The following is a 19,787-nucleotide window of genomic DNA, read 5'->3' on the forward strand; positions in this document are numbered from 1 at the left end:
CGGCCGACGAGGCGATATGCGGGGTGGAGCCCAGTGAAACGAGGCTTGCGGTGACGTTGTCCGACGCGGTGCGCGGCGAACAAAAAGGCGGAAAATAAGGCTTTAGGGGGCTGAAATCAGCCAGCCCCCAGGAAGTGCGGGTTTACAACAGGATGCGCAGCATGCGGCGCAGCGGCTCGGCCGCGCCCCACAGCAGCTGGTCGCCCACGGTGAACGCCGACAGGTACTCTGGCCCCATGTTCAGCTTGCGCAGACGGCCGACCGGCGTATTCAGCGTGCCGGTCACCGCCGCCGGCGTCAGTTCGCGCATGGTCAGCTCGCGGTCGTTCGGGATCACGCGCACCCAGTCGTTGTGCGTCGCCAGCATCTGCTCGATTTCCGGCAGCGACACGTCTTTTTTCAGCTTCAGGGTGAACGCCTGGCTGTGGCAGCGCAGCGCGCCCACGCGCACGCACAGGCCATCGACCGGGATCACGCTGCCGGTGTTCAGAATCTTGTTGGTTTCCGCCTGGCCTTTCCACTCTTCGCGGCTCTGGCCGTTGTCGAGCTGCTTGTCGATCCATGGGATCAGGCTGCCGGCCAGCGGCACGCCGAAGTTATCGGTCGGCAGTTTGCCGCTGCGGGTGGCTTCGGTCACCTTGCGCTCGATATCCAGAATGGCGGAAGCCGGGTTCTGTAGCTCTTTCGCCACGTCGGCGTGCAGCATACCCATTTGGGTCAACAGTTCGCGCATGTGGCGCGCGCCGCCGCCGGAGGCCGCCTGGTAGGTGGCGACCGACGCCCACTCCACCAGATCGTTGGCGAACAGGCCGCCGAGGGACATCAGCATCAGGCTGACGGTGCAGTTGCCGCCGACGAAGGTTTTGATGCCTTTGTCCAGGCCCTGCTGGATCACCGCGTGGTTGACCGGATCCAGGATGATAATGGCGTCGTCCTGCATGCGCAGCGACGAGGCCGCGTCGATCCAGTAACCCTGCCAACCGCTGGCGCGCAGCTTAGGATAGACTTCGTTGGTATAATCGCCGCCCTGACAGGTAATAATGATATCGAGCGCGCTCAGTGCGTCGATGTCATACGCATCCTGCAGCGTGCCTTGCTGGCCGCCGAAGGCCGGCGCGGCAGAACCGTGCTGCGAGGTGGAGAAAAAGACCGGGCGAATGGCGTCGAAATCGCGCTCTTCCGTCATGCGTTGCATGAGAACCGAGCCGACCATTCCGCGCCAACCGATGAAACCAACGTTTTTCATAATATCTGTATCCCGCCCGGATAAGGGCTTATGTAGGTGATAACGAGTTGTGTGCAATATCTCCTCACCTTACAAAATGTCGGCGCGGGCGCAAAGTGAATTTATTCGATGGCTGAGGATTTCTCAGCAATCCTTCTTATAGGCAAGGACGCGGCCGAAAAGGCCGAGGCGTTTTCCCGATCACGAGGTCACCATGACAGAGATGATTTCCGCTACGGTATTGCTGTTTTTAATTATGGATCCGCTGGGCAACCTGCCGATTTTCATGTCGGTGCTCAAGCACCTGGAACCGCGCCGCCGCCGGGTGGTGCTGATCCGCGAGCTGCTGATCGCCCTGCTGCTGATGCTGATCTTCCTGTTCGCCGGCGAGAAAATTCTGGCGTTCCTCAACCTGCGTACCGAAACCGTCTCCATTTCCGGCGGCATCATCCTGTTTCTGATCGCCATCAAGATGATTTTCCCCACGCAGGAGGGGAACAGCTCCGGGCTGTCCGCCGGCGAGGAGCCGTTCCTGGTGCCGCTGGCGATCCCGCTGGTGGCCGGGCCATCGATTCTGGCGGCGCTGATGCTGCTGTCGCACCAGTATCCGCATCAGCTGCCCCATCTGGTGGCAGCGCTGTTGATCGCCTGGGGTCTCTCTGCGGCCATTTTGCTGATGTCGAACCTGTTCCTGCGCCTGCTGGGCAGCAAAGGCGTCAGCGCGCTGGAGCGGTTGATGGGGCTGATTCTGGTGATGCTGTCGACCCAGATGTTCCTGGACGGCGTGCGGGCTTACATGAAGCTGTAGGCGCCTGGCGGCGCCGACAACGGCCCGCGCTCAGCGGGCGGTAACGCGGCGAATATAGGCGAGCGTATCGGCGACCACGCCGTCCAGCGGCTGGTTGATGTCAATCGCTTGCACATCCGGCTCCTGCTCGCCCGGCTCTTCCAACGTGGCGAACTGCGAAACCAGCATCTGCGGTTTGAAGAAGTGACCTTTGCGCTGCTTCAGGCGCTCCTCGATCACCGCCTTGTCGCCTTTCAGGTAGAGGAAATGCAGGTTGCTATTCCCTTCGCGCAGGCGGTCACGATAGCTTTTTTTCAACGCCGAGCAGACCAGCAGCGACACGGGATTGGTGCGTTGCATGGCGAAGATGGCGTCGTTCAAGGCCGCCAGCCACGGGGCGCGATCGTTGTCGTCCAGCGCGTGCCCGGCAGCCATTTTGTTGATGTTGGCGCGCGGATGCAGGTAATCGCCGTCCAGCATAGCTGCCTCGGCCTCGTGGGCGACGGCGCTGGCCACGGCGGATTTGCCGCTGCCGGATACGCCCATCAGGATAAATACGTGATTCTGCGGATTGCTCATTGTGTCATGCCCCTATGGGAACTGGCGCGAGCGCGCCAAATGCGTCCCAACTGATAAAGATACTCTGGAACGCCGACGCCCCGCAGGGCGTCGGATAAAGATTATACGACCGTCGCCAGCAGCAGACAGCCCACCAGGCCGCACACCGAGATGATGGTTTCCAGCACCGACCAGGATTTGATGGTTTCCATGATGCTCAGGTTGAAATACTCCTTGAACAGCCAGAAGCCCGGATCGTTGACGTGCGAGAAGATGACGCTGCCGGAACCGACCGCAATCACCATCAGCTCAGGGCTGACGCCGGTAGTGGCGATCAGCGGCGCGACGATGCCGCCGGCGGTGATCGCCGCCACGGTGGCGGACCCCAGAGCCAGACGCAGCGCGGCGGCGATCGACCAGGCCATCAGAATCGGCGAAACGTTGCTGCCCTCCATCAGGCCGGCGATGTACTGCTCGACGCCGCTGTCCACCAGCACCTGTTTAAAGGCGCCGCCACCGCCGATGATCAACAGCATCATCGCGATGATTTTAATCGAGTCGGTGATGGTGCCCATCACTTCATCCATGGTGCGGCCGCGGTTCAGGCCGAAGGTGAAGATGGCGATCAGGACGGCGATCAGGGTCGCCATCACCGGATCGCCGAAGAACTCGGCGAAGCGCAGCAGGCTGTGGCCCTTCGGCAGCACCATTTCAGCGACCGCGCGCAGCGCCATCAAGATCACCGGCACCAGCGACGTGGCAACGCTGACGCCAAAGCTCGGCATCTCCGCGTCGGTAAAGGTTTTCGGGTTGTACAGGCCTTCCGGCACCGGCTTGTCGATGCCTTTCAGGAAGCGGGCATAGACCGGGCCGGCCAGGATCACCGTCGGGATCGCCAGCAGCGTGCCGTACAACAGGGTTTTACCCATGTCGGCATGGAAGATGGTGGCGATGGCGGTCGGGCCTGGGTGCGGTGGCAGGAAGCCGTGGGTCACCGACAGCGCGGCGGCCATCGGCACGCCGACGTACAGCAGCGGAATGCGTGCGGAGGCGGCGATGGTGAACACCAGCGGCAGCAACAGCACGAAGCCCACTTCGTAGAACAGCGCGAAGCCGACGGTGAAGCCGGTCAGCACCACCGCCCATTGAATGTGTTTTCTGCCGAACTTGTCGATCAGCGTGGTGGCGATGCGCTGTGCGCCGCCGCAGTCCGCCAGCAGCTTGCCGAGCATGGCGCCGAAGCCCATGATCAGCGCCAGGCTGCCCAGCGTACCGCCCACGCCGGCCTTGATGGAGCCGATGACCTTATCGACCGGCATACCCTGTGCAATCCCGACCGCCAGGGCAACCAGAACCAGAGAGATAAAGCCGTTCAGCTTGAAGCGGATCATCAGCAGCAGCAGCAGCGCTACGCCGCCTGCAACAATCACTAATGGCATAGTTTTTCTCCAACCTTTTATCGCGACTCTCTTTACGATAGGCGTAAAGCGTGCGGTTGTTTTATTTTTAGGCTCTTTCCCGGTGTTTAAGAAGAGCTGTAGGTGTTGTTGAGTCAGAGGTTCAGTCTTGCAGCAAGATGACCGCACACTCGTTGTTACCGGTATCATGATACCGGTAACAACATGAGCGCCGGAACCGGGTAAGCGGCTAAAATTCGCGTTCTGGGACAGAGATCAAACTTATGTCGGCAACGAGCGGCGGGCTTACAGGCGGGATAACCAGCGCGCCTCAGGGCGCGCTGCAAAAAGAAAGGGTGTTAAAACAGAACGTTAAAATGGCTCAGATACTGCCACCGGGGATCACGGTGAAACCGACGTCCACCATGCGTGGGCATACCGTTTCACCGCGCAGCCGGGCCAGCAAGCGCTCGGCGCCGATCTGCCCCATGCGTTCACGCGGCGTCAGCACGCTGGCCAGCTTCGGCACCATCACCTGGCCGATGTCATGGCCGTGGAAGCCGGCGATCGCCATGTCCTGCGGGATCGACAGCCCCTGCCGCTGGCACTCGAAGGCCGCGCCGATCGCCAGGTCATCGTTGGTGCAGAAGATACTGTCGATCTGCGGATAGTCGCGCTGCGCCACGCGCAGCAGTTCACCGCCGGCGGAATAGGAGGAAGATCGCGCGGTCATGATGCTGTACGGCTCCAGGCCGGATTCACGCATCGCCTGCTCATACCCCTGCTGCTTGATGATGGTACGTTCATCCTGACGGGCGCCGAAATAGACCACGTGACGGTGGCCGTGCGCGATGATCTGCTGGGTCATCTGGCGCGCCGCCTCGAAGTTGTTGAAGCCCACCGCCAGATCGATGCACGGCGAGACGCAGTCCATCAGCTCCACCACCGGAATGCCCGCCACCTCGATCATTTTCAGGGTGCGCGGCGTGTGATGGCGCTCAGACAGGATCAGGCCGTCGATATTGTAAGAAAGCAGCGAGGTCAGACGCTCTTCTTCACGCTCCGGCAGGTAGCCATAGTGCGCCAGCATGGTCTGGTAGTTGTGCGCGTCGGTCACGCTTTCGATGCCGCGCAGCACTTCGGCGAACACCTGGTTGGTCAACGACGGCAACAGCACGCCAATCGCCCGGCTGGTGGCGTTGGAGAGGATGTCCGGCGCGCGGTTGGGGATGTAGCCCAGCTCATCCAGCGCGACGGCGATTTTTTGCTGCAGGGCGGCGGAAACCTGGTCGGGATTGCGCAGATAACGGCTCACCGTCATCTTGGTCACGCCCACCTTGTCCGCCACATCCTGGAGTACCGGCCGTTTTTTCTTCATTATCAATGAACTGACTAACCGTGAATGGGCAGTCATTTTAGCAAAAAAAACGGCGGGCCGATATTGTCGGTTATGCGACGGCCAACGCAAAAAGGGCTCACATCGTGAGCCCTTCATACGCAGACAAAGGGGGAAAAAGCGTGGTTTCTCCCCCTTTGTGACGATCAGCCGAAAATCAATAAATTGATTTTCCTTGTTTTTATATGTTTTGCCGGCGTTAAGTCAGGCAACGTCGGCAGGCGAGTCACTCACCTCAAGGGCTCACACCGTGAGCCCTTGATATTTACCGCTTAATCACACCGGCGGCAGATCGAACAGCAGGATTTCGCTCTCTTCGTCGGCCTGGATCGTCAGCGCCGATTCATCCCACACCGCGAACGCGTCGCTGATGCCGGCGGTCTGGCCGTTGACCGAGACCTTGCCACGCACCACCTGGATCCAAACGCGACGGCCGGCGGCGATCGGGCATTCCCCCTGCTCGCCTTTATTCAGCGCCCAACGCGACAGCGTCATATCCTGGAACACCTTCAGCGAGCCGTCACGCGCATCCGGCGACAGCACCAGCTGACGGCCCTGCGGCGCGTCGAACATGCGCTGCTCGTAGCGTGGCTCAAGCCCGACCTGATCCGGGATGATCCAAATCTGGTACAGGTGCAATGGACGATCCTGATTGGCATTGTACTCGGAGTGACGCACCCCGGTGCCCGCACTCATGATCTGGAATTCACCGGCCTGGATCTGCTCCTTGTTGCCCATGCTGTCCTGATGTTCCACCGTGCCGCTCAGCACGTAGGTCAGGATTTCCATGTCTTTATGCGGGTGAGTACCGAAACCCTGCCCTGCATCGATCATATCTTCGTTGATCACCCGCAGCGCCGAGAATCCCATAAAGTTCGGATCGTAGTAATCGGCAAATGAGAAGGTGTGCCAGCTATCCAGCCAGCCATGATTGGCGTGGCCGCGGTCTTCCGCTTTACGTACATAAATCATATTCAACTCTCCTCAATGTTTTTTTACAGTCTAGTCCTGCCAGCAGAATAAGAAAGCGTAAAAAACTCATGCCTCTGTTCAAAAATTTCGATGGAATGAAACAGCGGATGGGCAGCGGATTTGTTGAAGGCGGAAACGGCTGAAAAAAGGGCAAAAAAAAAGCCAGCACCCGAGCTGGCTAAGTAAACACTGGAAGCAATGTGAGCAATGTCGTGCCTTCGCAGTGAGAGTATCAAGGGTTGATGCCCTCCCCGGAACGCATCGCAATAATAATCATTATCATTCGCACCTGTAAAGCGTTTTTTTTGACCCGTTGAAATAATATTGACTCAAGGCAGTAAACGGATAAATTCAGAGGTTATTCAACCGGTAAGCAAAAGGAGCAGCGACATGAGCGAGATCGTGATACGCCACGTGGAAACAACGGATGCGCAAGCCCTGCATCATCTTTATTCGCAGACGCCCGTCTACCGCGATACGCTGCAGCTCCCGCTACCGTCCGTCGAGTCCTGGCAGAAGCGACTCGCCAATCCCGAACCGGGCACGCATAACCTGGCGGCCATCATCGACGGGCAGCTTGCCGGCCAGTTGGTTGTGATGCTGAATCAGCGCGTTCGCCGCCGCCACGTCGCCACCTTCGGCATCGGCGTCGATCCGCGCTACCACGGCAAAGGCGTCGGCAGCCGCCTGATGCGGGCGATGATCGACCTGTGCGACAACTGGGCCGCCATCGAGCGCATCGAACTGACGGTGTTCACCGACAACCCGGCCGCCATCGCGCTATACCGCAAGTTCGGCTTCGAGATAGAGGGCACCAGCCGCGGCTATGCCATGCGCGATGGCGTGCTGGTCGACGCCTACCATATGGCGCGTTTGCGTTCCGGGCAGCCGCACGGCGATGCGTAATATTCCCCACCCGCAGGGGCCGCTGTGCCGGCCCCTGCATATCAACCGCCGAACCTTTTTACACGCGCTGGCCGGCCTGACCGCCGCCGTCGGCATATTCTCTCCTCTCACCCCATTAGGTGCCGCTATGCCAACTTCCGCCGCCGGGCGCCCAGGCTCCCGCAACCTGATTACCGATGTGCCCGGCCTGAAGGTCGGCGTGGCTCAGGACAGCCGGGTGCGCACCGGCGCGACGGTGATCCTGCCGGACAGCCCGGCGATTGCCGCCGTGGACGTGCGCGGCGGCGGCCCCGCCACCCGGGAAACCGACGCGCTCGGTGAGGACAATTTGGTACAGACCATCGATGCGCTGACGTTCAGCGGCGGTTCGGTTTACGGTCTGGCGGCGGCGGATGGCGTCGCAGCCTGGCTGGGGCAACAGGGTAAAGGCTACGCACTGCGCCCAGCACCCGGCGTGCCGGTCTCCCCTATCGTGCCCACCGCCTGCCTGTACGATCTGGCCAACGGCGGCGACAAAAACTGGCAGCTCACGCCGCCGTATCGCCAGTTGGGCATCGAGGCGGTCGGCAAGGCCGGCCTGGACTTTCCGCTGGGCACCGTCGGGGCCGGCTACGGCGCCATGACCGGCATGGGCAAGCTGAAAGGCGGCCTCGGTTCGGCGTCGATCGTGGCCACCAACGGCGCTACCGTCGGCGCGCTAGTGGCGGTCAACAGTTTGGGTGCGGTGGTCGCACCCGGCACCCGCGCCTTCTGGGCGACGCCTTATGAAATTAACGGTGAATTTGGCAACGGCGGCGCGGCGGCGCTGGCGCAACTGCATGCGCAGGGTGAAGACGGGATGGTGCAAGAGCCGCAGGGCGGCAGAAAGAACACCACCCTGGCCTGCATCGCCACCGACCTGGCGCTGACGCGAGTGGAGTTGAAACGGGTGGCCATCATGGCGCAAGACGGTATGGCGCGCGCTATTCGCCCGCTGCACAGCCCGTTTGACGGCGACGTGGTGTTCGCCCTGTCCACCGGGCAGCGCGAGGTACAGGGCAGCCGCGAACTGGCGGTGCTGCAAATCGGCGCGCTGGCGGCGGACACCCTCGCTCGGGCGATCGCCCGTGGCGTGCATGCCGCTACACCATGGCCAGGCAGCCAGGTCGCAACCTGGCAAACGCTCGGCGGCTAACGCGCCGCCATCAAAAAAGGGGCGCTGGCAGCGCCCCTCGATCTTTATTCACCCTTACCGCTTAAATACCGGCGGTTTCCCGAATATAGCGGCGCGCTTTCACCGCATACTCGAACGGGTTGGCCAGCGCCGGATCCTGCTCGGCCTCCACCACCATCCATCCCTTGTAACCGCGCTCGTCCAGCAGCTTGAACACCGGCCTGAAGTCGATCACGCCATCACCCGGCACGGTGAAGGTGCCCTTCTTCACGCCATCGAGGAAGCTCAGCTTGTTGGCCTTCACTTCCGCCACCACCTCATCGCGCACGTCCTTCAGATGGACGTGGTTGATGCGCGGCAGATACTTCTCCAGGATCGCCATCATCGCCTGCTGGCTGCCTTCCGAATAGTAGGCGTGCCCGGTATCGAACAACAGGTAAACGTCGTCGTTGACCATGCTCATGTAGCGATCGATTTCGGCGGTAGTCTGAATGCCAGTACCCATGTGGTGGTGCAGACACACCTGCATGCCTTTGCCGGCGGCGATCTTCGCCAGCTCGTTGTAACCGTCGGCCACGCGCTGCCACTCTTCATCGCTGAAATACGGCTTCTCTTCGAACACGCCTTTGGTGGTGCCCTGAATGCTCTTGCTCTGCTCGGAGCAGCCAATCACCCTGGCGCCCATGGCATGCAGGAAATTCATGTGGTTGATAAATTCATCGATGGTTTTGTCTTTTTGGCCGTCGGCGAAAAAGGTGCTGAACCAGGCGTTGCAGATCTGGATGCCGCGAATATCCAGCATCGGTTTCAGCACCGCCGGATCGCGCGGGTATTTGCTGCCCACTTCGCTGCCGGTGAAACCGGCCAGCGCCATTTCGCTGACGCACTGCTGGAAGGTGTTTTCCTTGCCCAGATCGGGCATGTCGTCGTTGGTCCAGCCGATTGGCGCGATGGCCAATTTCACGTTGTCTTTATTCATGGTCTGCCTCGGTCCTTGGAGGGCCGCCGGTGCAAATGACGCCGGCGAGCCAAATAAGATTATTTGCCCAACAGCTCTCTTTCGATGCGCTCTCTGGTCGCCACCGCCTGGCTCGGCATCTTTTCCGGATAGCCGAACAGCGAGGTGCAGATGATCGATTCGCCGCCGGCCTTGAAGCTGCGGTTGGCAAATTCCATGTCGCGCAGCGTCTGGAACAGGGCGTCGAAATTCACCTCACCTTCGCCGATGCCGACGTGCTGATGCACCGCGGCGTCAACGCCCGGCGGATTGACGATATAACGGCAATGCTTGGTGTGATTCATGGTGTCGGCAATCAGCACGTGGGAAAGATCGTCCCCGGCGTACTGCAACATGCCGGCCACATCGCCCTGCCCCTTGTCGTAGTAGAAGGTGTGCGGCACGCTGTAGAGGTATTTGACGTGGTCGCTGCGCAGCGATTTCACCAGATCGGCGGTTTCGTTACTCAGCTCGCAGAAGTCCCACGGGTGCGACTGGATCTCCATACGGATACCTTCACGCTCGATGATCGGCAGCAGCTCCTCCATCGAGCGATACCACAGCTCCTCGCAGATCTCCGGCTCGTTGGGGTTGCCGGCCAGTTCGGTGTTGATCACCTGCACGCCCATTTCCACCGCGATCTCGATCATCCGTCGCCAGTTTTTGACTGCCGCCTGGCGGCGATCTTCGCCCGGCCCGGACCAGCGATACACCACGATAAATGAGGAGATCTCCACGCCGGTCGCTTTCAGGGCGTTTTTATACTCCGCCATGATTTCGCGGCTGGCCTTCGGATGCTTGTAAAACGGGTTGATCTGCGGGTGCGGCGACTGCTCGATGTATTTATAGCCCCAGTCCGCCACCTGCTGAACCATTTTGGTCACGCCCAAATCCCGGATAACGTCGACATCAAAAGCGATCTTCATGGTCACTCCTCTGCAATCATGGGTACGGGGTTCAAGCCGATGGCTTGTTGTAAAACGCCGGGCGCGCCGGCAGGGTCACCGGTACGATCTCACCGCTGAGCTGGGCCGCCACACAGGCGTCGGCGGTCACCGCGGCGGCGTAGCCGTCCCAGGCGGAAGGCCCGGTCAACTGGCCCGCGGCCACGTCGTTGATGAACCCCTGCAGCTCGACGTCATAGGCGTCGATAAAGCGATCCTTCCAGTCGGTCAGGATTTCGGTCGACAGGCGGGCGCCGCTGCGCATCTGCACCGAGGACGGCTCCGGCAGTTTGGCAATGCCGGTTTCCCCCACCACTTCACACTGAATGTCGTAGCCGTACTGGCAGTTGACGAAAATTTCGACGTCGATGCGCGTGCCTTTGGCGGTTTCGAACAACACAATCTGCGGATCTTTCAGATGCGGGAACGCCTTCGGGCTCTTGCGTGGGAACACCACCTGCACCGACACATAGTCGTCGTCGAGCAGCCAGCGCAGCACGTCGATTTCGTGGATCAGGGTATCGGTGATCGCCATATCGGTGGTGTAGGCCTCGCCGACCGTCGGGTTGCGGTGCGCGCAGTGCAACATCAGCGGTTCGCCGATCTGGCCGCTGGTCAGCACCTGTTTCAGCGCGCGATAGCCCTGGTCATAGGGGCGCATAAAGCCGACCTGCACCAGCCGCTTGCCGTGCTTCGCTTCGGCATCGACGATGTTCTTGCAGCCCTGCGCGGTCACCGCCAGCGGCTTCTCGCAGAACACCGGTTTGCCGGCGGCGATGGCCGCAAGCACGAATTCTTCGTGGCTTGGCCCCCAGGAGGTGACCAGCACCGCCTGCACGTCGGCGGCCTTGATAAGATCGTGGCCGTTGTCATACACCCGCGCATCCAGCTGCAGATCGCTCACCACCTTGGCGGCGTTGTCGCGATTGATGTCGTTCACCGCCACGACGCGGGCGCCCTGCAAAACTTTGCTGCAGCGACGGATATGATCGCGGCCGATGGCGCCGGTGCCGATAACCCCAATGTTCAATGTCATTTTCGCTACCCTCTGGAAAGTGTGTTGTGTTCGAAAACGAATCAGTAATCGCGCGCCTTATCGATGTTTTCCTGCAGCTTGCGCGCCACTGCGACGATTTTCTCGCTGTCGGCCACCTGAGCGCCGCCCACGCGCCACCAGCTGAGATACTTGTGCACCATGGTCTTCGGCAGCACCTTGATGTCCAGCAGCGTGGACACGGTCTGCCTGCGGGCGTCGGCCAGCGCATCGAGCAGCTGCTGCTCGGTGGTGACGCGATAGGTTTTACAGCCGTAAGCCGCCGCCAGCATGGCGAAATCGACCGGCACCAGTTTGCCGTCGAGCTTGCCGCCCTCTGGATTGCGGAAGCGGAATTCGGTGGTATAGCTGTCCATGCCGTGTTCCATCTGCAGGTTGTTGATGCAGCCGTTGGTCATGTTGTCGAACAGCACCACGTTGATCTTGCAACCTTCCTGAATCGAGGTGACCAGTTCGGAATGCAGCATCATGAAGGCGCCATCGCCCACCATCGCGTACACCTCACGCTGCGGCTCGGCCAGCTTGACCCCCAATGCGGCGTTCACCTCGTACCCCATGCAGGAGTAGCCGTATTCCACGTGATAACCGTGCTCGCCGCGGTTGTGCCACACCCGCTGCAGATCGCCCGGCAGGCTGCCGGCGGCGGCCACAATCACGCTGTCCGGCGGCAGCTCACGGTTCAGCACCCCCAGCACCCGGCTTTGCGTCATCGCCGAGTCGGTCTGAGCGATAAATTCGGCGAACACCCGTTCGCGATCGAGGTGATCGTCTATTTCCGGCACAAAGCCTGCGCCGCTGTATTCCACCGCGTAAACACGCTCGGTCTCTTCACGCTGGGCGCCGCGCGCCGCGGCGATGGCGTCGCCCCAGCCGGCGCGATAATCAGCCTGCGCCAGCAGCGCGCTCAGTTCGCTCAGGCCCTCACGGGCGTCCGCCAGCACCTGCACGCCGTCGAGTTTGCCGGCGTCAAAGGCGCTGACGTTGATATTGAGGAAGCTGACGTCCGGATGTTGGAACAGCCATTTGGACGAGGTGGTAAAATCGGTGTAACGGGTGCCGACGCCAATCACCAGATCGGCCTGTCGAGCCAGCGTGTTGGCCGCCAGGCAGCCGGTTTCGCCGATGCCGCCGAGGTTGAATTCATGATCGCTCGGCACCGCGCCTTTGCCGGCCTGGGTTTCGGCGAACGGAATGCCGAAGCGCTCGGCGAATTCGCGCAGCGCCCGCCCGGCCTGCGAGTACTTCACGCCGCCGCCGCACACCAGCAACGGTTTGCGTTTGGCCGTCAGCAGCGCCAAGGCGTCCGCCAACATGCCATCGGTCGCCGGGCGGCGATCGAGCCGGTGCACGCGTTTTTGGAAGAAATAGTCGGGGTAGTCGTAGGCTTCCCCCTGCACGTCCTGCGGCAGACACAGCGTCACCGCGCCGGTTTCCGCCGGATCGGTCAACACGCGCATCGCATTGATGCAGGCGCTCATCAGCTGTTCCGGTCGCACGATGCGGTCCCAGTATTTGCTCACCGCGCGGAACGCGTCGTTGGTGCTGATGCTGAGATCGTAAGACTGTTCGATTTGCTGCAGCACCGGGTCCGGCTGGCGGGAAGCGTAAACGTCGCCCGGCAGCAGCAATAAAGGAATGCGGTTGGCGGTGGCGGTGGCCGCGGCGGTGATCATATTGGCGGCGCCGGGGCCGACCGATGAAGTGCAGGCGTAGATCTGCCGGCGCAGTTTTTGTTTGGCGAAGCCGATCGCCGCATGGGCCATCCCCTGCTCGTTGCGGCCCTGATGCACCCGCAGATCGCCGCTATCCTGTTCCAGCGCTTGCCCCAGCCCCAGCACGTTGCCGTGGCCGAAAATCGCGAAAATGCCCGCGACGAATTTGGTTTCCACCCCGTCGGCCAGCAGATACTGGTTATCGAGAAATCTGACGAGCGCCTGCGCCATGGTTAGCCTGATCTTGCCCATTTACTCACCCTTTAGATTGAGGGCCGCCCCGGAAAGGGCTCGCGCCGAGCCGACAATCCCGTGTTTGTATTACGCGGCGGCAGCTATTATCTTGAGCAGGCGATGCCCGCTGCTCACGAAGTCGACAACCTGAAACGTGAAGCGATTATAAACAAATATATTTTTCATAAAATCACATTACAGAAGAAACATTTCATTTTGCGATAAAGATCGCATATTACATGAAAAGCCCGTTTCATCTCGTGATTCAGCCTTTACTGGCTTCGCGCCGCGCACCGGCCGATAACAACCGTTACCACACGGGCTGACAGCCTTTTATCCTGATCTAACCCCCTTTTCTGCGCGCGCCCGGTCGCCGTCTTATGGCCGCTTCATCGGCTTTTCCCGTTCTCCTGTCGATGTTTTAAACGCATCACATTTTCGGGGTGTAAATTTCATTCTATATTGAAATTGAAATTTTCATTCCCCATACTATCCACATGCTTCCTGCAGGGCGCCACGCTCGGGCCGCCGCCGGAGTTTTGCTTAAACAGAAGGAAACGGGTATGGCTACACAAGAAAAACAGCTTGATGTCATTTGTCTCGGGCGCATCGCCGTCGATTTCTATGCTCAGCAGATCGGCGCGCGGCTGGAAGACGCCGGCACATTCGCCAAGTACCTCGGCGGATCTTCCGGCAACGTGGCCTACGGCACCGCCATTCAGGGGTTAAAATCCGGCATGCTGGCGCGCGTCGGCGATGAACACATGGGCCGCTTTCTGCGCGAAGAGCTGCAGCGCGTCGGGGCCGATACTCGCTGCCTGATCACCGACAAACGTCGGTTAACCGGCCTGGTGATCCTCGGCATCAAGGATCAGGAAACCTTCCCGCTGATCTTCTACCGCGAAAACTGCGCGGACATGGCGCTGACGCCCGACGACATCGACGAGGCCTACATTGCTTCCGCGCGCGCGCTGGCCATCACCGGCACGCACCTGTCGCACCCGAACACCCGCGCCGCGGTGCTGAAGGCGCTGGAATACGCGCGCCGCCACGGCCTGCGCACCGCGCTGGACATCGATTACCGCCCGGTGCTGTGGGGGTTGACGTCGCTGGGCGACGGCGAAACCCGCTTTGTGGAATCGGATCAGGTAACGCGCGAGCTACAAGAGGTGCTGCACCATTTCGATCTGATCGTCGGCACCGAAGAGGAATTTCATATCGCCGGCGGCAGCACCGACACGCTGACGGCGCTGAAAAACGTGCGCCGGGCCACGGCGGCCACGCTGGTGTGCAAGCGCGGCGCGCAGGGCTGTTCGGTGTTCGAAGATGACATCGCCGACGACTGGGAACAGGTGAAGCTGCACGCTGGTGTGCGAGTGGAGGTGCTGAACGTGCTGGGAGCCGGCGACGCCTTTATGTCCGGCCTGCTGCGCGGCTACCTGAACGATGAGGGCTGGGATCGGGCCTGCCGCTACGCCAACGCCTGCGGCGCATTGGTGGTCTCGCGTCACGGCTGCGCCCCGGCCATGCCGACCAAACGGGAGCTGGATGACTATCTGCAGCGTGAACAACAGGTCACGCGCCCGGACCGCGACGCACGCCTGAATCACCTGCACCGGGTCACCACCCGCAAGCAACAGTGGCCGGAATTGTGCGTATTCGCCTTCGATCACCGCAAGCAGCTGGCGGACATGGCGCGCGAAGCCGGCGTCAGCGAGGAACGCATTCCGCGCCTGAAAACCCTGCTGTTAACGGCGGCGCAACAGGCTGCCGCGCAGGCCGGCCTCAACGGCAACAGCGGCATTCTGGCCGACACCACCTACGGGCAGGCGGCGCTGAACGAAATCACCGGTCAGGGATGGTGGATTGGCCGGCCGGTGGAGCTGCCCAGCTCGCGCCCGCTGCGCCTGGAGCACGGCAACATCGGTTCGCAATTGATCGACTGGCCGCAGGAGCACGTGGTGAAGTGCCTGGTGTTTTATCATCCGCACGACGCGGCAGAACTGCGCCGCGAACAGGATGAGCTGATCGCCGACGTCTACCGCGGCTGCTGCAAATCCGGCCATGAGCTGCTGCTGGAAGTGATCCTGCCGGACGGCAACGCCGACAAGGACGAGCGCTATTACCTGGAGATGATTGAACACTTCTACCGGTTGGGCATTCAGCCGGACTGGTGGAAACTGCCGCCGCTGAGCGCGGAAAACTGGCAGCAGGTCGGCGCGCTGATCGACGCCTACGATCCCGACTGCCGCGGCGTGCTGATCCTGGGGCTCGATTCCCCAGAGGCGGTGCTGAAGGCGGGCTTTGCCGCCGCCGCAGATGCGCGCTGGGTGAAAGGTTTCGCCGTCGGCCGCACTATTTTCGGCCAACCTTCGCGTCGCTGGCTGCAGGGGGAAATCGACGACGCGGCCCTGATCGAGCAGGTGAAACAAAAATACCTGACGCTGATCGGTTTCTGGCGCCAGTACCGTCCACAGGCGGGCGGCACGCACTGACAGCGAGAGCAGGTTCACGTCCCCTTAAGGCCATTTCGCCGCTTTAAGGGGATTTTTTTGCCCATTTTCTGTGAAGTCGCGCAATGTGCGATCGAATAAATCGCTTTTTGAGGAAATGAAATTTCCGCTCCGTCTGTTAAAATACCCTGTCAATATTTCAGGCGTCAGGCCAATGCGCCTTCACCCCACTGCGAGCCGAATGGATGAACAACCCAACTCAACTTTCGCTGTTACAGGACGAGATCCGCCACCGTTATGAAACGCTGAGCAAGCGTTTGAAGCAGGTGGCGCGCTATATTTTGGATAACAGTAACAGCATCGCTTTCGATACCGTTGCCTCCATCGCCGCACAGGCCAGCGTGCCGCCTTCCACCCTGATCCGTTTCGCCAACGCCTTCGGTTTCAGCGGCTTCAACGAAATGAAGCAGGTGTTCCGTCAGCATCTGATGGAAGAGACGGTGAACTATACCGAGCGCGCGCGCCTGTTCCGCCAAACCTCCACCGACGACAACGTCGCGCCAGAGAAGCCGGCGGAGATTCTCAACGTATTCACCATGGTCAACGCGCAGGCGCTGCAGCAGCTGGCGATGCAGATCGCTCCCGAGCAGCTGGATCGCGCCGTCGAGCTGCTCAACAACGCTGAAAACATCTACGTGATCGGCCTGCGCCGCTCGTTCAGCGTCGCTTCCTACCTCACCTATGCGCTGCGCCATCTGGAGCGCCGCGCGTTTCTGATCGACGGCCTGGGCGGGATGTTCACCGAACAGCTGAGCATGGTGAAACCGAAGGACGTGGTGATCGCCATCAGCTATTCGCCATATGCCCGCGAGGCGGTGGAACTGGTGGAATTGGGCGCCAAGCGCGGCGCGCAGCAGATCGCCATCACCGACAGCCAGGTCAGCCCGCTGGCCGCCTTCAGCGACGTCTGTTTCGTGGTGCGCGAAGCGCAGGTGGACGGGTTCCGCTCGCAGGTGGCTTCGATGTGCCTGGCGCAGACGCTGGCGGTCTCGCTGGCGCTGAATAACGCCCGGGACGAGTAAGGCTGACAAAAAAGCCCGGCAAGCCGGGCCTCAGGCGCTTATTGCGCGGCGGGATAGCCGTCGCCGTTAATCCAAGCGTGGTCTTTTTCCCAGGTGAATTTCCACTGCCGCACCGGCCCGGCCATCACGTTGAGGTAATAGTTGTCGTAACCCGCCAGGGTCGCCACCGGGTGATAACCGCGCGGCACTTTCACCACGTCACGATTGTAGACCGGCATGCACTCATCGAGCGTGCGATCGTCGGTATAGACGCGCTGCATGCAGAACCCCTGCTCCGGCTGTATGCGGTGATAGTACGTCTCTTCGAGATAGGTTTCGTGCGGTGAGTCTTCTTGATCGTGCTTGTGGCTCGGGTAGGAGCTGGTATTGCCCTCGTCGGTGTAAACCTCCACCACCAGTAGACTGTCGGCCGGCTCACTGTCCGGCAGAATGTTATGCACCAACCGCTGGTTACGCCCCTTGCCGCGCCGCTCCACGCCGATATCCGCCGGCGTAATCAGCCGTGAAGGCAGGTGGCCGCTGCCGGGTGCGCTGCACACCGCCAGCTCCAGATCGGTTTCTGCCCGCACGTCGATGCGATCGTGGTGCGGCACATACACCGCGTAAGGCGGCGTACGTTCGAACGGGCTCATGCGTTTACCGATATGCGGGTATTCGGCGCGCAGCGTGGCGACGGAGGCGATACCGGCAACCAGCACCAGGCACAGTTCCTGGTCGCCGCACTCAAGCTGCAGCGACTGCCCGGCGGCCAGGCGGTAAACGTCAAAGCCGACATAGCGCCAACCGGCATTTTCCGGCGTCACGTGCTGAATACGCCCCTCGGCATTCGGCGTCTGACATTTGGCAAGCAGTGAAGACATCTCGATTCTCCTGTTAATGACCCGTGCAAAGGCCGCTGCCCCGAAGGAGCAACGGCCTGGCCTGAATATGACAGCGCTTAACCCAGCGTCGGCATGCTGAATTCGGACACCGTCTGCTGCCCGGCCGGCCAGCGTGCGGTGGCGGTCTTCATGCGCGTGTAGAAGCGCACGCCGTCGGTGCCGTGCACGTTCAACGCGCCGAACACCGAGCGCTTCCAGCCGCCGAAGCTGTGGAACGCCATCGGCACCGGCACCGGCACGTTGACGCCGACCATCCCGGCCTGCACTTCCTGCACGAACTGACGCGCGTAGTGGCCGCTGCCGGTAAAGATGGCGCTGCCGTTGCCAAACTCATGGCCGTTGACCGTGTCGATGGCGGTGCGATAGTCCGGCACCCGCACGATGCCCAGCACTGGCCCGAAGATCTCTTCGCGGTAGATGCGCATATTCGGCTTCACATGGTCGAACAGCGTGCCGCCGACGTAGTAGCCTTCAGGGTAGCCCGGCACCTGATAATTGCGGCCGTCGGCCACCAGGGTTGCGCCTTCTTCCACGCCCAGATCGATGTAGCCCAGCACCTTTTTCTGGTGGGCAGACGACACCAGCGGCCCCATTTCATTCTCTTCGCCACCCTGCTGCAAGCCCGGCCCGACGCGCAGCTGCGCGATCAGCGGCTTCAGTTTGGCGATCAGTTTGTCGGCGGTATCGTCACCGACCACCACGGCGATCGGCAGCGCCATGCAACGCTCGCCGGCGGAGCCGAACGCGCCGCCCATCAACGCGTTGACCGTGGCGTCCAGATCGGCGTCCGGCATGACGATCGCCTGGTTTTTCGCCGCGCCGAAGGCCTGTACCCGCTTGCCGTGCGCGCTGGCAGTGGTATAGATATGTTCCGCCACGGTGGAGGAGCCGACGAAGCTCACCGCCTGAATGCGCGGATCGGTGCACAGCTGCGCCGCATCTTCATTGGCGCAGTGCACCACGTTGAACACGCCGTCCGGCAGGCCGGCTTCTTTCAGCAGCTCCGCCAGGCGCACCGAGGCCGAAGGCACCAGCGCCGGCGGCTTGAGGATAAAGGTGTTGCCGCAGGCCAGTGCGATGGGGAACATCCACATCGGCACCATCGCCGGGAAGTTGAACGGGGTAATGCCCGCCACCACACCCAGCGGCTGCATCAGCGAGAAGCTGTCGACGCCGCTGCCGACGTCCGGCGAATACTCTCCCTTGATCAGATGCGGGATACCGCAGGCGAATTCGACCACTTCCATGCCGCGCGTCAGTTCGCCCAGCGCATCCGAATACACTTTGCCGTGCTCGCTGACGATAAGCTCGGCCAGCTCGTCGCGGTGTTGTTCCAACAGCGCCTTGAAATTGAACATGATGCGCGCACGGCGCAGCGGCGTGGTGCGCGACCAGTCGGCGAACGCCCGATGCGCCACGTCGATGGCCTGTTTGACTTCGGCGGCGGTGCTCTGCGTGACGCGCCGCTCAACCTGCCCGCTGGCTGGGTTGTGCACGTCGATGGTTTGATTGCTGCTGCTCAGGCACACCTGCCCGTCAATAAAATTACCCACGGTTTTCATGTCACGCCCTCTTTTCAAGTCCGCTGTCGCCAGGCCACTCACAGGCGGCGCGGCGTTAATCGTCCCGCTCGCCAAACTCCGTCGGCAAGCCGGCTAAATCCTGACCGGATGCAGCAAACTCTATTTCATTGAAAAAAAAGTTTCAAATAAATTGTTTTGAAAAATTTGTTTTTAGTGCGTGAGGTCGCAATTTTGCGGTGTCGATCGGATTGGCGCTTTCATTGCCGTGCCAGGGAAAGCACAACAGCGGCGGAGAAAACAGAGCTAATACACACTGACTTTGCTACAGAAAACCCGCACTGAGCCTGCTCTGCCGTCGTTACCGTCCGCCCCCGAACGCCCAAGGCGCCTGGCGCAGAGGTGACGGTTTTTTTTGAACTGGATCTAAAAATCAATATTCCATTATTCACTAATTATGAAATAAATGTTCTTGTTTGTTCCAGCATTTATCGACGACATCGCCTTGATGACAGG

16 protein-coding genes are annotated in these 19,787 nt (G+C 61.0%); 5 read left to right on the forward strand and 11 right to left on the reverse strand.

The window, feature by feature from the left end; translation table 11 throughout:
• Positions 1–142 precede the first annotated feature (142 nt).
• Positions 143–1,246 (reverse strand): aspartate-semialdehyde dehydrogenase, encoded by a 1,104-nt coding sequence (asd, locus tag WA302_RS23700; RefSeq protein WP_015379325.1) that lies wholly within the window; start codon positions 1,244–1,246, stop codon positions 143–145.
• Positions 1,247–1,439: 193 nt separating this feature from the next.
• On the opposite strand from asd, the gene WA302_RS23705 reads away from it, so the two are divergent.
• Complete coding sequence (locus WA302_RS23705; protein ID WP_004930825.1) at positions 1,440–2,033, forward strand: YhgN family NAAT transporter; 594 nt, start codon at positions 1,440–1,442, stop codon at positions 2,031–2,033.
• Positions 2,034–2,063: 30 nt separating this feature from the next.
• Here the strand turns inward: WA302_RS23705 and gntK are convergent, their stop codons facing one another.
• From gntK to WA302_RS23725, 4 genes are all read right to left on the reverse strand, one after another.
• Positions 2,064–2,591, reverse strand: coding sequence for a gluconokinase (gene gntK / locus WA302_RS23710; RefSeq protein WP_033631893.1), 528 nt, complete (start codon positions 2,589–2,591; stop codon positions 2,064–2,066).
• Positions 2,592–2,692: 101 nt separating this feature from the next.
• Positions 2,693–4,009 (reverse strand): gluconate transporter, encoded by a 1,317-nt coding sequence (gene gntT / locus WA302_RS23715; RefSeq protein WP_016930400.1) that lies wholly within the window; start codon positions 4,007–4,009, stop codon positions 2,693–2,695.
• 340 nt (positions 4,010–4,349) lie between these two features.
• Positions 4,350–5,345, reverse strand: a complete 996-nt coding sequence (gntR, locus tag WA302_RS23720) for a gluconate operon transcriptional repressor GntR (protein WP_043138978.1) — start codon at positions 5,343–5,345, stop codon at positions 4,350–4,352.
• A 294-nt stretch (positions 5,346–5,639) separates the two neighbouring features.
• The gene (locus tag WA302_RS23725) at positions 5,640–6,335 is read right to left on the reverse strand and encodes a pirin family protein (RefSeq protein ID WP_025304570.1); all 696 of its coding nucleotides are present in this window, start codon (positions 6,333–6,335) and stop codon (positions 5,640–5,642) included.
• Positions 6,336–6,725: 390 nt separating this feature from the next.
• On the opposite strand from WA302_RS23725, the gene WA302_RS23730 reads away from it, so the two are divergent.
• Both WA302_RS23730 and WA302_RS23735 read left to right on the forward strand, forming a co-directional pair.
• Complete coding sequence (locus tag WA302_RS23730; RefSeq protein WP_049209126.1) at positions 6,726–7,241, forward strand: GNAT family N-acetyltransferase; 516 nt, start codon at positions 6,726–6,728, stop codon at positions 7,239–7,241.
• Positions 7,234–8,415, forward strand: a complete 1,182-nt coding sequence (locus WA302_RS23735; RefSeq protein WP_049205584.1) for a P1 family peptidase — start codon at positions 7,234–7,236, stop codon at positions 8,413–8,415. The genes WA302_RS23730 and WA302_RS23735 overlap by 8 nt, the downstream gene beginning before the upstream one ends.
• Positions 8,416–8,476: 61 nt before the next feature.
• On the opposite strand, the gene iolE is transcribed toward WA302_RS23735, so the two are convergent.
• Genes iolE through iolD form a run of 4 tightly spaced genes read right to left on the reverse strand, consistent with a single transcriptional unit; the run spans position 8,477 to position 13,353 of the window.
• Positions 8,477–9,373 carry a myo-inosose-2 dehydratase gene (gene iolE, locus WA302_RS23740; RefSeq protein ID WP_019455194.1) on the reverse strand — a complete coding sequence of 299 codons (897 nt, stop codon included), beginning with the start codon at positions 9,371–9,373 and terminating at the stop codon, positions 8,477–8,479.
• Positions 9,374–9,432: 59 nt separating this feature from the next.
• A complete protein-coding gene (locus tag WA302_RS23745) occupies positions 9,433–10,317 on the reverse strand; it encodes a sugar phosphate isomerase/epimerase family protein (RefSeq protein WP_049205585.1) in 885 nt (294 codons plus the stop codon).
• A 31-nt stretch (positions 10,318–10,348) separates the two neighbouring features.
• Positions 10,349–11,371, reverse strand: a complete 1,023-nt coding sequence (locus tag WA302_RS23750) for a Gfo/Idh/MocA family protein (RefSeq protein WP_025304575.1) — start codon at positions 11,369–11,371, stop codon at positions 10,349–10,351.
• A 41-nt stretch (positions 11,372–11,412) separates the two neighbouring features.
• Entirely contained in the window at positions 11,413–13,353 is a 1,941-nt protein-coding gene (gene iolD, locus WA302_RS23755; protein ID WP_169541241.1) for a 3D-(3,5/4)-trihydroxycyclohexane-1,2-dione acylhydrolase (decyclizing), read from the reverse strand.
• 545 nt (positions 13,354–13,898) lie between these two features.
• On the opposite strand from iolD, the gene WA302_RS23760 reads away from it, so the two are divergent.
• On the forward strand, positions 13,899–15,830 hold the full coding sequence (locus tag WA302_RS23760) for a bifunctional 5-dehydro-2-deoxygluconokinase/5-dehydro-2-deoxyphosphogluconate aldolase (RefSeq protein ID WP_261456847.1): 1,932 nt from the start codon (positions 13,899–13,901) through the stop codon (positions 15,828–15,830).
• Between the two features lie 203 nt (positions 15,831–16,033).
• Positions 16,034–16,870 carry a MurR/RpiR family transcriptional regulator gene (locus tag WA302_RS23765; protein WP_004930856.1) on the forward strand — a complete coding sequence of 279 codons (837 nt, stop codon included), beginning with the start codon at positions 16,034–16,036 and terminating at the stop codon, positions 16,868–16,870.
• Positions 16,871–16,908: 38 nt separating this feature from the next.
• On the opposite strand, the gene iolB is transcribed toward WA302_RS23765, so the two are convergent.
• Complete coding sequence (gene iolB / locus WA302_RS23770) at positions 16,909–17,730, reverse strand: 5-deoxy-glucuronate isomerase (protein ID WP_025304578.1); 822 nt, start codon at positions 17,728–17,730, stop codon at positions 16,909–16,911.
• Positions 17,731–17,807: 77 nt separating this feature from the next.
• A complete protein-coding gene (locus WA302_RS23775) occupies positions 17,808–19,313 on the reverse strand; it encodes a CoA-acylating methylmalonate-semialdehyde dehydrogenase (protein WP_025304579.1) in 1,506 nt (501 codons plus the stop codon).
• Positions 19,314–19,787 lie beyond the last annotated feature (474 nt).

The organism is Serratia sp. 201 (assembly GCF_037027545.1).
In the GTDB taxonomy this organism is placed as follows: domain Bacteria; phylum Pseudomonadota; class Gammaproteobacteria; order Enterobacterales; family Enterobacteriaceae; genus Serratia; species Serratia bockelmannii.

Excerpts from the sequence above, each read along its gene's own strand:
- asd (WP_015379325.1), bottom strand. The coding sequence starts at position 1,246 with ATGAAAAACGTTGGTTTCATCGGTTGGCGCGGAATGGTCGGCTCGGTT.
- WA302_RS23705 (WP_004930825.1), top strand. The coding sequence starts at position 1,440 with ATGACAGAGATGATTTCCGCTACGGTATTGCTGTTTTTAATTATGGAT.
- gntK (WP_033631893.1), bottom strand. The coding sequence starts at position 2,591 with ATGAGCAATCCGCAGAATCACGTATTTATCCTGATGGGCGTATCCGGC.
- gntT (WP_016930400.1), bottom strand. The coding sequence starts at position 4,009 with ATGCCATTAGTGATTGTTGCAGGCGGCGTAGCGCTGCTGCTGCTGCTG.
- gntR (WP_043138978.1), bottom strand. The coding sequence starts at position 5,345 with ATGAAGAAAAAACGGCCGGTACTCCAGGATGTGGCGGACAAGGTGGGC.
- WA302_RS23725 (WP_025304570.1), bottom strand. The coding sequence starts at position 6,335 with ATGATTTATGTACGTAAAGCGGAAGACCGCGGCCACGCCAATCATGGC.
- WA302_RS23730 (WP_049209126.1), top strand. The coding sequence starts at position 6,726 with ATGAGCGAGATCGTGATACGCCACGTGGAAACAACGGATGCGCAAGCC.
- WA302_RS23735 (WP_049205584.1), top strand. The coding sequence starts at position 7,234 with ATGCGTAATATTCCCCACCCGCAGGGGCCGCTGTGCCGGCCCCTGCAT.
- iolE (WP_019455194.1), bottom strand. The coding sequence starts at position 9,373 with ATGAATAAAGACAACGTGAAATTGGCCATCGCGCCAATCGGCTGGACC.
- WA302_RS23745 (WP_049205585.1), bottom strand. The coding sequence starts at position 10,317 with ATGAAGATCGCTTTTGATGTCGACGTTATCCGGGATTTGGGCGTGACC.
- WA302_RS23750 (WP_025304575.1), bottom strand. The coding sequence starts at position 11,371 with ATGACATTGAACATTGGGGTTATCGGCACCGGCGCCATCGGCCGCGAT.
- iolD (WP_169541241.1), bottom strand. The coding sequence starts at position 13,353 with ATGGGCAAGATCAGGCTAACCATGGCGCAGGCGCTCGTCAGATTTCTC.
- WA302_RS23760 (WP_261456847.1), top strand. The coding sequence starts at position 13,899 with ATGGCTACACAAGAAAAACAGCTTGATGTCATTTGTCTCGGGCGCATC.
- WA302_RS23765 (WP_004930856.1), top strand. The coding sequence starts at position 16,034 with ATGAACAACCCAACTCAACTTTCGCTGTTACAGGACGAGATCCGCCAC.
- iolB (WP_025304578.1), bottom strand. The coding sequence starts at position 17,730 with ATGTCTTCACTGCTTGCCAAATGTCAGACGCCGAATGCCGAGGGGCGT.
- WA302_RS23775 (WP_025304579.1), bottom strand. The coding sequence starts at position 19,313 with ATGAAAACCGTGGGTAATTTTATTGACGGGCAGGTGTGCCTGAGCAGC.